General features: G+C 43.8%; 14 protein-coding genes. 3 read left to right on the top strand and 11 right to left on the bottom strand.

The genetic code is table 11. The features are described 5' to 3' along the window. Positions 1-80 precede the first annotated feature (80 nt). Positions 81-1,691 (bottom strand): glucose-6-phosphate isomerase, encoded by a 1,611-nt coding sequence (gene pgi, locus HMPREF1154_RS12620; protein ID WP_009643001.1) that lies wholly within the window; start codon positions 1,689-1,691, stop codon positions 81-83. A gap of 50 nt (positions 1,692-1,741) precedes the next feature. Then, positions 1,742-2,125, bottom strand: coding sequence for a DUF1016 N-terminal domain-containing protein (locus tag HMPREF1154_RS12615; protein WP_009642995.1), 384 nt, complete (start codon positions 2,123-2,125; stop codon positions 1,742-1,744). Between the two features lie 160 nt (positions 2,126-2,285). Here HMPREF1154_RS12615 and HMPREF1154_RS12610 point away from each other — a divergent pair, with 160 nt between their 5' ends. Together HMPREF1154_RS12610 and HMPREF1154_RS13610 are read left to right on the top strand one after the other, a co-directional pair. Beyond that, complete coding sequence (locus HMPREF1154_RS12610) at positions 2,286-3,518, top strand: type IX secretion system plug protein (protein ID WP_009643012.1); 1,233 nt, start codon at positions 2,286-2,288, stop codon at positions 3,516-3,518. Beyond that, the gene (locus HMPREF1154_RS13610; RefSeq protein WP_009642999.1) at positions 3,518-3,661 is read left to right on the top strand and encodes a hypothetical protein; all 144 of its coding nucleotides are present in this window, start codon (positions 3,518-3,520) and stop codon (positions 3,659-3,661) included. The genes HMPREF1154_RS12610 and HMPREF1154_RS13610 overlap by 1 nt, the downstream gene beginning before the upstream one ends. Here the strand turns inward: HMPREF1154_RS13610 and HMPREF1154_RS12605 are convergent. The 6 genes from HMPREF1154_RS12605 to HMPREF1154_RS12580 all read right to left on the bottom strand — a co-directional run bounded on the left by HMPREF1154_RS12605 (position 3,656) and on the right by HMPREF1154_RS12580 (position 9,626). Continuing rightward, positions 3,656-4,246 (bottom strand): Uma2 family endonuclease, encoded by a 591-nt coding sequence (locus HMPREF1154_RS12605; protein WP_009643003.1) that lies wholly within the window; start codon positions 4,244-4,246, stop codon positions 3,656-3,658. The two genes, HMPREF1154_RS13610 and HMPREF1154_RS12605, sit on opposite strands and share 6 nt — an antisense overlap. Positions 4,247-4,342: 96 nt before the next feature. Beyond that, on the bottom strand, positions 4,343-5,752 hold the full coding sequence (gene ccoG / locus HMPREF1154_RS12600; protein ID WP_009643011.1) for a cytochrome c oxidase accessory protein CcoG: 1,410 nt from the start codon (positions 5,750-5,752) through the stop codon (positions 4,343-4,345). Between the two features lie 200 nt (positions 5,753-5,952). Next, positions 5,953-7,668: a single-stranded-DNA-specific exonuclease RecJ gene (gene recJ, locus HMPREF1154_RS12595; RefSeq protein WP_034567537.1), complete on the bottom strand. Its 1,716-nt coding sequence runs from the start codon at positions 7,666-7,668 to the stop codon at positions 5,953-5,955. Beyond that, a complete protein-coding gene (locus tag HMPREF1154_RS12590; RefSeq protein ID WP_009643009.1) occupies positions 7,658-8,098 on the bottom strand; it encodes an OsmC family protein in 441 nt (146 codons plus the stop codon). The genes recJ and HMPREF1154_RS12590 overlap by 11 nt, the downstream gene beginning before the upstream one ends. Positions 8,099-8,121: 23 nt before the next feature. Further along, on the bottom strand, positions 8,122-9,258 hold the full coding sequence (locus HMPREF1154_RS12585) for an Mrp/NBP35 family ATP-binding protein (RefSeq protein ID WP_009643008.1): 1,137 nt from the start codon (positions 9,256-9,258) through the stop codon (positions 8,122-8,124). Between the two features lie 125 nt (positions 9,259-9,383). Then, entirely contained in the window at positions 9,384-9,626 is a 243-nt protein-coding gene (locus HMPREF1154_RS12580; RefSeq protein ID WP_009643005.1) for a Sec-independent protein translocase subunit TatA/TatB, read from the bottom strand. Between the two features lie 114 nt (positions 9,627-9,740). Between HMPREF1154_RS12580 and HMPREF1154_RS12575 the strand changes: the two genes are divergently transcribed. Then, entirely contained in the window at positions 9,741-10,157 is a 417-nt protein-coding gene (locus tag HMPREF1154_RS12575; RefSeq protein WP_009643007.1) for a hypothetical protein, read from the top strand. Between the two features lie 324 nt (positions 10,158-10,481). Here HMPREF1154_RS12575 and HMPREF1154_RS12570 read toward each other — a convergent pair whose 3' ends face one another. From HMPREF1154_RS12570 to HMPREF1154_RS12560, 3 genes are read right to left on the bottom strand one after another with little or no spacing between them, the layout of a single operon-like run. Beyond that, positions 10,482-11,069, bottom strand: a complete 588-nt coding sequence (locus HMPREF1154_RS12570) for a hypothetical protein (protein WP_009642996.1) — start codon at positions 11,067-11,069, stop codon at positions 10,482-10,484. Positions 11,070-11,094: 25 nt separating this feature from the next. Next, entirely contained in the window at positions 11,095-11,703 is a 609-nt protein-coding gene (locus HMPREF1154_RS12565; RefSeq protein WP_009643006.1) for a hypothetical protein, read from the bottom strand. A 57-nt stretch (positions 11,704-11,760) separates the two neighbouring features. Next, entirely contained in the window at positions 11,761-12,765 is a 1,005-nt protein-coding gene (locus tag HMPREF1154_RS12560) for a hypothetical protein (protein WP_009643002.1), read from the bottom strand. Positions 12,766-12,937 lie beyond the last annotated feature (172 nt).

Below are 12,937 nucleotides of genomic sequence, written 5' to 3'. Positions count from 1 at the left end.
GGTAGAGATTAATGATTAACGAATAGTGAAAAGTGAATAGTGAACAACCAAATAGCTCACTATTCACTTTTCATTTCTTACTATTTACTCTTCACTCTCTCAATGAGTTGCGAAGTGGAGCTATCATGTTTTGCGGGCTGAGCGGCTGAAAAGTCCTTGAGAATTGTGCCTGCCAATTGCTTGCCAAGCTCTACTCCCCATTGGTCATAGCTATAGATATTCCATAGCACCCCTTGTACAAAAATCTTATGTTCGTATAGGGCGATAAGCTTACCTAGGCTCTCAGGGGTGAGTTTGTCAATAAGCAGGGTAGTGGTAGGCTTGTTCCCCTCAAATACCTTGAAAGGTACTAGGTGTTCTGCTATCCCCTCGGCACGTACCTGCTCTGGTGTTTTACCTTCCATGAGCGCTTCGGTCTGAGCCAAGAAGTTGGCCATGAGCTTATCTTGGTGGTCTTGATCTCTGTAGAGAGAGTGCTTAAAGCCTATAAAGTCGGCAGGAATGCGCTTGGTACCTTGGTGAATGAGTTGGAAAAACGCATGTTGGGCATTTGTTCCTGGCTCTCCCCACACGATGGCGCTCGTTTGGTAACCGACACGCTGTCCGCTGCGATCTATATACTTTCCATTACTTTCCATAATGGCTTGTTGCAAGTAGGCAGGGAAGCGGTGTAGGTATTGGGTATAGGGGATAATGGCTTCAGTCTCTGCTCCGTAGAAGTTGGTATACCATACTGAAAGCAAAGCCAAGAGTACAGGAAGGTTTTCCTTAAAGGGTGCGGTACGGAAGTGCTTGTCCATCTTTTGGGCACCCAAAAGAAGCGCAGCAAAGTGCTCATACCCTACCGAAAGGGCAATGGTGAGACCCACAGCACCCCATAAGGAGAAACGCCCCCCTACCCAGTCCCACATAGGGAATACATTCTCAGGGGCAATACCGAACTCATCTATCTTCTTGAGGTTAGTGGAAACCGCTACGAAGTGCTTGGCCACATCGGCCTCTTTGGCATGCTTGAGGAACCACTTTTTCACCGTAAGGGCATTGGAGAGGGTCTCCTGAGTGGTAAAGGTCTTGGAGACAATCACAAAAAGGGTCGTCTCAGGGTTCAAGTGCTTGATCACTTCATGTACATGGTCACCATCTACATTGCTGATAAAGTGAATGTTGAGGTGATTTTTGTAGAATTTCAAGGCCTCAGAGACCATCACTGGCCCTAGATCTGAACCCCCGATACCAATATTTACCACATCGGTAAAGGGCTTACCTGTATAACCTTTGCGCTTGCCAGAGATGATTTCCTGCGAGAAAGCCTTGATTTTTGCTTTTACTTCCTCTACCTCTGGGATTACGTTTTGCCCATCTACAAGGATCTGCTTCTCTGCTGAGCGCAAGGCAGTATGTAGCACGGCGCGGCCTTCGGTAGCGTTGATCTTATCGCCTGTGAAATACTTCTCAATGGAGGCCTTTAGGTCGCATTCTTCAGCCAATTGCAAAAGCAGATTACGGGTAGTCTCGTCCCAATTGTTCTTAGAGTAATCCACCAAGAAGTCCTCCCACTGGAGGGTGTACTTAGGGGCACGTGCCGCATCTTGGGCAAAGAGTTGTTGTAAGGTAACCTCTTTTACCTTAGCAAAATGGGCTTCTAAGGCTGCCCAAGCCTTTGTTTGTGTAGGATTCTGTGTTGCTAACATTTATCTTTTAGTTTTTAGTTCTAAGTTTTGAATTTTGAGTTCTAAGAGTTTTAGTAGTGACTAATTCCATTCTTTTCTAATTCGTCACTCGCGAGTGACGAATTGGAAGCCGTTGATTGTAATTCGACATTCATGAATGTCGAATTACAATCAGCTGATAAAGAATCACTTGTCCATTCTTCATAAAACCCTCGCATTTGTTTTAGATTAGATGCTGAGAACCCACGAAGTCCTGGTAGCTCGCGTTGTAGCTGCTCGCTAATGTACTCCAAAGCTCCTGTGCCCCAATATCCCTTGCGAGTATGCTCTGATACATACTTCCCTATAGAGAAATATAAGGATAGCTGCACCGCATTGACTGCCTTTGCGGCCTTATATTGGGCTTCTAAAATAGCTGTCTTGATAGTATCAATAATAGACTTGCTTATCACCATATTAATCTTTAGTTAGTGACAAGTGACGAGTGACAAGTGACTAACTACTGACCACTGACTACTGACCACTGAATCTACCGCAAAGATAGTCTTTTTTATGCTCTTAGCAAATGTTTTTCGGCTTTTTTTCGTATTTTTGCCAACTCAAAACTCATGACTCATGAAGAAACTATTGCTCTTGTTGTGGCTTCCTTTGCTTTCCTTAGCGCAGGAGAAGACCGCCCCCGACTATATCAAGACCATTATCTTTCGCGCTGGCGATGACCCTTATAGCCAATTGCCTATTGTTACGCTAGGAGGCAGTTTCTCTCTCTCCTTTGACGACCTGCGCGGGGGAGAGACGGACTATTACTATACCCTAACGCACTGCAATTACGATTGGCAACCCTCAGGCCTGCTCAAGAGTGAATATCTCCGTGGCATGGACGATGTGCGCCTGACCCAGTACCGCTATTCCTATGGCACGCTACAGCCTTACACGCACTATAACCTAACCCTTCCCAACGACGATACTGATTTTTTGCTTACGGGCAACTACCTGCTGACCATTACCGATAGCGAACAGCAGCCTATCTTTAGCCGTCGTTTTGTCCTCTATAGCCCTACAGCCACCGTACAGCTCTCTGTAAAGCAGTCCCGTGAGGTCAAGTATGCCGAGACGCGCCAAAGCGTCCAGATGAAAATATCCTCCAAGTCCCTACAGTTTGTCTCTCCCAATACGGCTGTCAAGGTTACAATCTTACAAAACTACCGCTGGGACAACGCTATTATGAACGTACCTCCCCAATATATCTTGGGCAATGACTTGGTGTATAAGTACGATAGAGAAACCTCCTTCAGGGGGGGCAATGAGTATTTTTACTTTGAGAACCGCGACCTGCGCTCCCCTACCTCTGGAGTATATACCACCCGCCGCGAGGGGGACAAGTACTTCTGCCAGCTCTTTACCCAAGTGCCACGCGCTCATCTGCCCTATACCTATAACCCTGATATAGACGGGAATTTCCGTATTGTCAGCGACCATGGTCGCGATAATAGCATAGAGGGCGAATATGCCTTAGTACAGTTCTCTCTCTCGGCCAAGGACTTAGACCCCTCGGACGAGCTATATGTATATGGCGCTTTCTCCGATAATGCCCTAACGAAGGACTATCAGCTCCACTTTGATGAAGAACAAAAGGTGTATGTAGGAAATGTCTATCTAAAGCAAGGTTTCTATAACTACAAGTTTGCCCTCAAGCACAACGGCCAAGCCGACTACAACGCCATAGGGGGCAACTTCTACCAAACAGAAAATACCTATACCGTTTTGGTCTATTACCGCGACACCGCCGACCGCTACGACCGCGTCATCGGTATGGGAAGCCTACAGAGTACACAAGTTACAAGGTAGTGAAAAACGATGACAAAGGTAAAATGAACAACAAAAGCACCGATGAAACCTATAACGGCCTCATCGGTGCTCTGCGACAAGCCCTCTCTCGCCTTGGGCAAGAGATTGAGCCTAAAGTATATGAGTATCAATTCCTTTTATAACCTAAAAATATCCTCTGTAGCAACTCCCAACTCTGGGAATATTACCGAATGAATCACATCTCCCTCTACAATAGGGGGAAGCGCACGATATTGACCATTCTCCAATACAAATTGGGTGATCTCCTTATCAGTAGGGCGTACCACCCAATACTCACAAACCCCTGATTCCTGATAGAGTTCGTACTTATAACGCAGCTCTTTCTTGGAGTTGCCTGGGGATAGGATCTCTATGATAAGATCAGGCGCCCCTAAGCAGCGCTTGTCATTCTCTAACTTCTTAGGGTCACATACCACACAGAGGTCGGGCTGTACAACACTATCTTCCAAACCTTCTTTATTTCCTAATACTACATCAAAAGGTGCCGAGAAGAGCTGACAAGTTTTCCCTTTAAAATAGTTATAAAGTTCCCCCGTAAGATTTCTAGCTATTTTCTGGTGAGAGACAGCAGGTGCTGGACTCTTTTTAAAAATCTTCCCTTTGAGGATCTCCAATCGCTCCTTGAGCTGCCAATGTATATAATCAGCATAGGTATAAAGCCCATGGGTAAGGTCTAACTGGTCTATATTTGTGATTACACCACTCATGATACATTGTTTTATGGATTACCAAGGGCAAAGATAAGAAAACTAGTGAAAAACGAAAAGTGAAAAGTTCTTCACTTTTCACTTTTCGTTTTTCACTTAGAATGTGATCGGCCCTGAGAAGGTCGTTGTGGTGCTCTCTATACGATTTTTACCACTATAAACCTCTATTTTGAGCTTGAGTTTGCGTTCGGTAACAAAGGCCTGATGCATCTTGATAAAGAGGGTACCACTCACTAGCCCTTGCTTGCCCAAGTGGATATCTGGATTCCCTACAATCTCTATCTGTGCTTGCTTAGGCTCTACGATCTTGAAGGTAAGATGATCGAAGTCCTGGGTCGTCTTATTGATAATCTTGTAGGTATAGACATTGGAAATGATATCCCCCTGCTTTTGGTAGAGCTGACCTGGCAGACGTAGAATATTGGCCTGTACATCACTACGCAAGAAGAGCAGCCCTATGAGAATACCTATGAGTATAGTAAGTACCGAAGCATAACCCTTCATACGTGCAGTAAAGCGGAACGGCTCCTTCTTGGCAATTTCCTCTTCGCTGGCAAAGCGTATCAGCCCCTTTGGCATACCCGACTTTACCATTACCTCATCACAGGCATCTATACAAGCGGTACAGTTCACACATTCCAGCTGCGTTCCGTTGCGAATGTCTATATTGGTCGGACACACATGTACACACTGGAAACAGTCTATACAGTCGCCATGCCCCATGGCCTGTCTGTCCTCATTTTTGCGGAATTTCTTACGTCCCTTTTCGCCCTCGCCTCGCTTGTAGTCATAAGCCACTACGATGGACTTGTTGTCCAGAAGTACCCCCTGCAAGCGCCCATAAGGACAAGCAATGATACATACCTGCTCACGAAACCAAGCAAAGACAAAGTAGAATACCCCTGTGAAGATAAGCAGCGCAATAAAGGTATTGAGGTGCTTTAGTGGCCCCTCTTTGATCTCTACCAGCAGCTGATCACTACCGATAAGGTAGGCCAGAAAGACATTGGAAACCACAAAGGAAATCATAAAGAAGATGAGCCATTTCAGCCCTTTCTTGCGGATTTTTTCCCAGTCCCAAGCCTGTTTGTCCAGTTTCATCTGCGCATTGCGGTCACCCTCTATGGCATACTCCACGCGACGGAAGACCATCTCAAGGAAAATCGTCTGCGGACAGATCCACCCACAAAAGATACGCCCAAAGGCCACCGTAAAGAGCAGGATAAAGACCACTCCTATAATCATAGAAAGCACAAAAAGGTAAAAGTCCTGTGGCCAAAAAGGAAAACCAAAGATATTAAACCTTCGCTCTAAGATATTGAAGAGTAAAAACTGATTTCCATCAATCTTCAGAAAAGGAGAGATGAAGAATATAGCCAATAGCAGATAGCTCACATACTTGCGATAGCGGTAATAACGCCCTTTGGGTTTCTTAGGAAATACCCATACACGCTTGCCTGAAGTATCTACCGTACCTATAGAATTGCGAAAGGATTCTTGTTCCATAAGGATAATATGTTAAAAAACTACCGCAAATTTACGTATTCTTTTTATCTCTTTTAGCTTTTCTCCCTTCTTTTTTACGCCTTAAACGAAATTTATAATCATTCTATTTTTAAGAAAAAATCTATTGAAATATAGAGAGTTTCTATAGCAGTTAGAGAACAGGGATTAGTCACTGGTCACTAATCACTAGTCACTCGTCATTAGTCATTCGTCATTTTTTTGACTGCTTTTACAATCAGCTCCAAGCTTGTCCTCCCCTGCCAAGAGTTTTCGGTCAGTTGGTAGGCGACAGTTAGGGGTTCACCGCTTTCTACAAGCGATTCTTGGTAGCCCAAGCCAAAACCTACAGCTACAAAATCATGATTACTCTTAGGGTCATTGAGGATCATACGCAAGTGAGAAAAGTCCTTACCCACCCTACGTACTTCTTTGGCCAATACATTATGCGCATAGAAGATGGGCGTCATATTCTTAGGCCCAAAGGGGGCAAAACGTTGCAGACAACGGTAGAAAGTATAGGTAATGTCGGATAAGGGTAACTCTCCACTGAGTAGCAGCTTAGGGGCGCGAAGCGCTGGCGGAAGCGTGCGCTCCACCACCTCTTGGAATTTCTGCTTGAAACGCTCGTAGTTATCTGGGTGCAGCGTCATACCTGCCGCCGCCGTGTGTCCGCCAAACTGTATCAGTTCGTCCTGACACTCACAAAGCGCCTCGTACAGATTAAAGCCCTTAACCGAACGCGCAGAAGCGGCCAAGACCTCTCCGCTTTGGGTAAAGACAATGGTAGGGCGGTAATAGGTCTCTATCAGTCGTGAGGCGACAATCCCGATAACCCCTTTATGCCAATGGGGCGAAAAGACTACTGTCGCTGGTGCGGTTTCCTCTCTGTCAAGAACAATCATACGCAAGGCTTCATCGGTAATCTGCTCATCGGTAGTCTTGCGCTGGGTGTTGAGATATTCTAGGGTGTCGGCCTCATCCAAGTCTTGACCTGTGAGCAAGCGTACCGCCTTTTCGGCATGTTGCATACGCCCTGCGGCATTGACTCGTGGCGCTGCTACAAAAACCAAGTCTCTCACCTCCACCGGATGCTTAGCCGAGGCCAGCAGCAGCTGCATGACCTCTGAGGGTTGCTGGTTGATTAGCTGCAAACCTGCATGTACCAGTATGCGGTTCTCTCCCGTAAGGGGAACTATATCGGCACAGGTAGCCAAGGCCACCAAGTCCAAATACCTATAGGCAGTCTCCGAAGGAAGGTCTAAAGCAGTACAGAGGGCTTGGACGAGCTTAAAGCCTATACCACAACCGCAGAGTTCCTTGTAGGGATAGGGGCAGTCGGCTCGCTTGGGGTTGAGCACTGCCACCGCCTCAGGAAGTGTGTCCGATGGGGTATGATGGTCGGTGATGATCATATCTATCCCACGCTCACGGGCATAGACAACCCGCTCATGAGACTTGATCCCACAGTCCAAGGTGATGATAAGGGGTATTTCGTTGTCATCGGCAAAGTCTATCCCTTGAGTAGAAACCCCATAACCTTCCCTATACCTATCTGGTACATAGGTAAATACATGGGGGTAGATAGCCGAGAGAAACAGATACAGCACGGCCACCGAGCAGGTACCATCTACATCGTAATCTCCGTAGATAAGTATCGGCTGCTCTTGGTCTATGGCTGAAAGGATACGCTCCACGGCCAGATCCATGTCCTTCATTTGGTAAGGATCATGTAGGTCGGCCAAGGAGGGATTGAAGAAAGCCTTCGCCTGGTCAAAGGAGCTAATCCCCCTTTGCAAAAGCAGGCGTGCTATGGTGTCATGCCATGGGAGTTCTTCCTTAAAAAGCGTGTGGGCAAGTCCCTTCACCGCTTCCTTTGGGGGTTCGGGTAGGTACTCCCACACTAGCTTATTCGGCATGATAAGGGTGCTCCTCGGAATTAAAGAACAACTTGATATGTACAGTGGCAAATTGGCGGAACATGGCAATCACCCCGCAGTACTTCTCTACCGAAAGGCTCACTACCTGAGAGATTTGTTCTACATCCAAGTCTTCTCCCTCAAAGTAGTAGTTTACTGTTACTTCTTCATAGATGCGAGGGTGATTCTTGGCCAATTTCCCTTGTACATCAAGGGTAAAGTTGTCCAATACGATTTGCTTTTTCTTAAGCAAGGCCAGCACATCCAGACCTGTACAACCTGCCAAGGCAGAAAGCATCAAGGCTTTGGGGTGCATACCATTGTTTTCTCCTCCGTTCTCAGGAGTGGTGTCAATAAAGAATGAATTGCCACTGGGGTTAGTGGAGGTGAACTGCATGTCTCCTTCCCAATAGACGGTTACTTCGTGCATGTATGTTTGATAATTTTAGTACATTACTTTTTCTTAGGACTACAACCTGCCATGGTAGTAATCTGGATAGCCTCGGTAGGGGCTAGGTATTGGTTGCGGGTTACCACCTCCGCTACGGTGTTGCGGGCAAAGTCTTCAAAGGCCTTGGCCAGTGGCGTTCCTTCTTGCAGCGCGGCAGGGCGTCCTACATCACCTGATTCGCGTAGGCTCTGCACCAAGGGGATTTCTCCCAGCAGTGGTGTATCGGTACGTTCGGCTAAGGACTTCACGCCTTCCTTGCCAAAGATATAATATTTGTTCTCAGGCAGCTCCGCGGGGGTGAAATAGGCCATGTTCTCCACCAGTCCCAATACGGGTACATTGATGGTTTCTTGGCGGAACATCGCGATTCCCTTGCGGGCATCGGCCAAGGCTACATTCTGCGGGGTACTTACCACCACCGCACCGGTAATAGGCAAAGCCTGCATGATGCTCAAGTGGATATCGCCTGTGCCTGGGGGTAGGTCTATGAGCAAGAAATCCAGTTCGCCCCAGTCAGCATCAAAAATCATTTGGTTCAGTGCCTTGCTAGCCATAGGGCCACGCCAGATAACCGCTTGGTCAGGGTGAGTAAAAAAGCCAATAGAAAGGATCTTCACCCCATAGTTCTCTACAGGCTTCATCTTAGAGCGACCACCCACCTCTACCGAGGCAGGACGCTCCTCTTGTACGTCAAACATCATCGGGATAGACGGCCCATAGATGTCCGCATCCAAAAGGCCTACCCGAAAGCCCATCTTACGCAAGGCAATGGCTAGGTTGGCCGTAATGGTAGATTTGCCGACGCCTCCTTTACCAGAGGCTACAGCAATGATATTCTTGATTCCCTCTATAGGCTTGCCTTTGATCTCATTCTTATCCGATGCAGGTGCTGCCTCTACGGTGATATTGACTTTCACCTTCGCCTTTTCATATACCTCGGCATGGATCGCCTTCATGATCTCTACCTCTACTTTCTTTTTCGCTTGTAGGGAGGGGTTGGAGATCGTAGCATCCACCACCACCTCGTCGCCAAAAATCACGATATTCTTCACCACCCCCGCATCTATCAGGTTGCCCCCCTCCCCAGGAGAGGTAATCTTGCGAAGGGCTTCTATTACTTGAGATTTTAATAAAGTCATAATAGTTTTTAGTTTTGAGTTGCTAACAACTAACCAGTAATCACTAACCACAAAAACTTCCCTCCGATCTTGTTATAAGACCGAATGAAAGTTCTCTCCGCTAGTGTGTAAGTTCCAAAAGTTTACTAATTTTTTTCTTCTAACTTTTTAAGCTGCTCGCTTCTGTCAAGGATTTCTCTTTTGTCAAGTTCTTCCTTTTTCTCTGCTTCACCATCCTTCATGGCATCCTTGAACTCACGGATACCACCGCCCAGTCCTCGCATCAGTTCGGGAATCTTCTTACCCCCGAAAAATAACAAGGCTACGGCTATAATGATGATCACTTGTGGTGCTCCTATCACCCCCAAGAAAATATGATTTGCTAACATAACTTTTTTTGAGCGCAAAGATACGAGATTTTTTTTATATCTGTACTAAAAACTCGTATCTTTGCAAAAAAATTTTGAACACTTGTCGTTTGTCACTTGTCATTAGTCACTAATATGAGGCGTCCCACCATTTACCTATTCATTGCCTTACACTTAGAGGTTGCCCTAATTTTTGCAGGTCTTACCATCCTGCTTTTTGCCTTTTTGAAAGGAGGAAATGACAGCATTCCTATAATGACCAACATCCTACCCGCCTCTTTGATCTCTTTCTCCTTGGGTTACCTCGCTGGGGAGTACCTCCCTTGGGCGAAGCTACCACCTTGGGCGCGATTTTGGTTAGGCCTTGGGGTGTTCTATACTATTTTTGTTATAAGCAGTCTCTTAGGATTCTATATTATGGGGCTGATATACGGCAACCTATCTGATGATTATTGGCGATTATTCTATGATTTTTTCTTATTTACAAGTATTCTTATCTTGCTCATCGGATGCGTATTAGGCATCTATCTTAGCAAATTGAAAAAGTTTTGAGTTTTTCATTTTTTCACTTCTATGAAGCGTTCCACCATTTACATACTAAGTGCTATGGCCTTAGAGATTCTGCTGATTGTCATTTTTATCAATTGGCTTTTTCCGTTTCTTTATAGGGGTTATTCTCTTCTATGCTATTTTTATAATAAGTGTCATTTTAGGTTTTGGCTTTTTTCACTTGCTCTACTCCGATCTTCCCAGCAGTATATGGGTAGCCCCTTCCATGTTTGTGTTCTTAGCAAGCCCCTATATCATACTGATAGGTTGTACATTAGGTCTTATCCTGTGTGGTCTAAAAGAAGATTTGTGAAATACTAACAAATGTTAGATCAGCAAATAAACCTCTATCAACAAACTATCTACTTTGCGCCACTGAATCCAGCCTTTTTCATGGGCATCATGCTCATTTCGGATCTCTACCCAATCTCCTTTTACACTTATCACTTGATATATAGCCTCCCTATCCTTGATCCTAATCATTTTAGATTGCTCAGAAGGAGCCTCTCGCAAAGGATTCAGCTCCCAATTTAGGTTGGTTACTCCCGTAGTATTCCTTACAAATTTTGCCCAAGACACGAATTTGGCTTCTGTTTTGGGTACAAGATATATATCACCCGTTGCCGAAAGCACCTTATAATATACCTTCTGCCTCTCAAGACAGACCACATAAAAGATATTATAATCAGGCTTAAAAAATAGAGGAACTATATGCTTAGGGCTATACATATCCTCCTCTATATCCTTGTTAAGCTGCTGATTTTTAATCACTATAAGCTGCTTTTCTATTTTCAATAAGCCAATTCCAAGGCGTTCGGTCTTATTATAAAATTCATAACTCAAACACTCTTGTGCGCTTCCCTTATAGAAAAAGAAAAGCACATAAAGTAAAAATATAGAAAGTTTAGTTTGCATGAAAGTTTCAATTATCCTTAGAAGTCTAAATATCACCATTGATAAAAGAATCTATTTTGCGTTGTTCTCTATCACTTATTGGTAAAAAACGATCAATCAATATACTATCTAATTTCTCTTCCTTGTCCAGTATAAATATTTTGGCAAGATAGAGCCTTTCTTTCAAAATGAAATCATACTGATAATGACCGCTATTCCCTTGATAAACAGATATTTTTAATCCATTTTTACCTACTACGCTACCTATCTTCATATCACTTACATCAACCGTATCTTTATCAACTATAAAGTGATAAGGAAAAAGATACAGAGAGTCTGCATAATATATGCTATTATTACCTTTATCGTCCTTAATCAAAGCTATTTTACGACTATCTAAAGTAATACTATCATAATAGAACATTATAGATCCCTTTTCATTGACAATTGTTTTATTCTCCCCTATGACATCTCTACTGAAGAGGCTACGCTCTCTCATTTTATCCTCTGAATATGCGCTGTCAAAAGTTGCTATTACATACACAAAGAAAGCCAGCCCACATAAAACAAGTATCAAAAACTTATTTTTTATGGTAATACCTTTAGCTAAGAAGACTGCTAAAACCACTCCGATAAGTGCTATATAGTAAATCATTTGACAAGATTTATTTTAATTCTATTATAGGGGCAAATGAGAAACTGCCTACTACATTTACTTCTTTAATCGCTTTAACAAAACATGTCGCATTGCATCAGAGAAAAGGGCGGTGGACAAATGTCCTGTGTTCCATATTTCCACTTCTATATTCCCATAAGCAGGAGCATGCTCGTGAAGTGGCAAAAACAAATCATAGCGAGCCATGATAGGAAACACATTCGGAGATTTATTTTCTTGCCATTGAGCTGAGAAATTTAAGTGATGCGTGATAATTTTGTTTCGCTCAAGTTCGTTTTCAGTAGTATTTTTCTTTGGGAAAATAAAAAACTTTTCGTGTGCTACCGTTCCTACTATCGGCACATAAAAATCAGCCGAATTATACATCGTCCGATGTCTGTTTGTTATCACAGCTCCCAAACTGAATCCCCCGATTTCGATAGTCTGTACTCCTCTTTGTCGTAAAGTGTGAATGAGCTCTTCGGTCAATCTCACACTGGTTGCCATTGTCGCCATAAAAGTTGATAAGGTCGCCGTCCCTTGTTTCAAAGCCCCTTTTTGCTTGTGAAAAGGAGTCCTGACCACAATCAGGTTTATACCCAAATCACTTAGTATCTTTTTTTTGAAAATGTTAGAAAAAATCCCGTAAAAAGGATATTCCGATGCTCCGTGATGAAAAATAAGGGTATTGGAAGTATTTGAATTCCATTTATATACTAAAAATGCAGGATCTAAAGCACCTGCTTTGGTAGAAGCTTTTACCTCGTATAACCCTTCTTTGTCCCAATTGGGAATTTCTAAATTTATAGCCTCTAAGTGTTCTGCAAAATCAGCGGTCTCTACTCCATTAGGAAAATAAAGTGGTTCAGAATATGCTACCCGATCTACTAAAAAAGATAAGTTAAGAGCAGGAATTTCTTTTTTAATCCTATTATCTGATGCTTGTACAAATGTTTTATCTATCTTTTCGTAAGGCGGATTTCGAAACAGCCATAGAAGACCAATTGCTAAGCAAATAATAACTGATAGTAAAAATAAATATATCATCTTTTTGATTTTCATATCTAACCTTTTTTAATTCCTGCTGACGCTTACCTTACCTCTGATGTCTTTCTTTTAGCGCTTGTGGCTCCCTTATAAAGTACCTAAGGCATTACTTATTCGAATCAATAGTTAAAATATTATTTGCTAACTTTCTAAAAAGCAATAAATTGCGTCTCTACCCTAACGCTGG

Origin of the sequence: Capnocytophaga sp. CM59, assembly GCF_000293175.1 — a bacterium.
In the GTDB taxonomy this organism is placed as follows: domain Bacteria; phylum Bacteroidota; class Bacteroidia; order Flavobacteriales; family Flavobacteriaceae; genus Capnocytophaga; species Capnocytophaga granulosa.
This window is presented reverse-complemented; position numbering and strand designations above follow the sequence as displayed.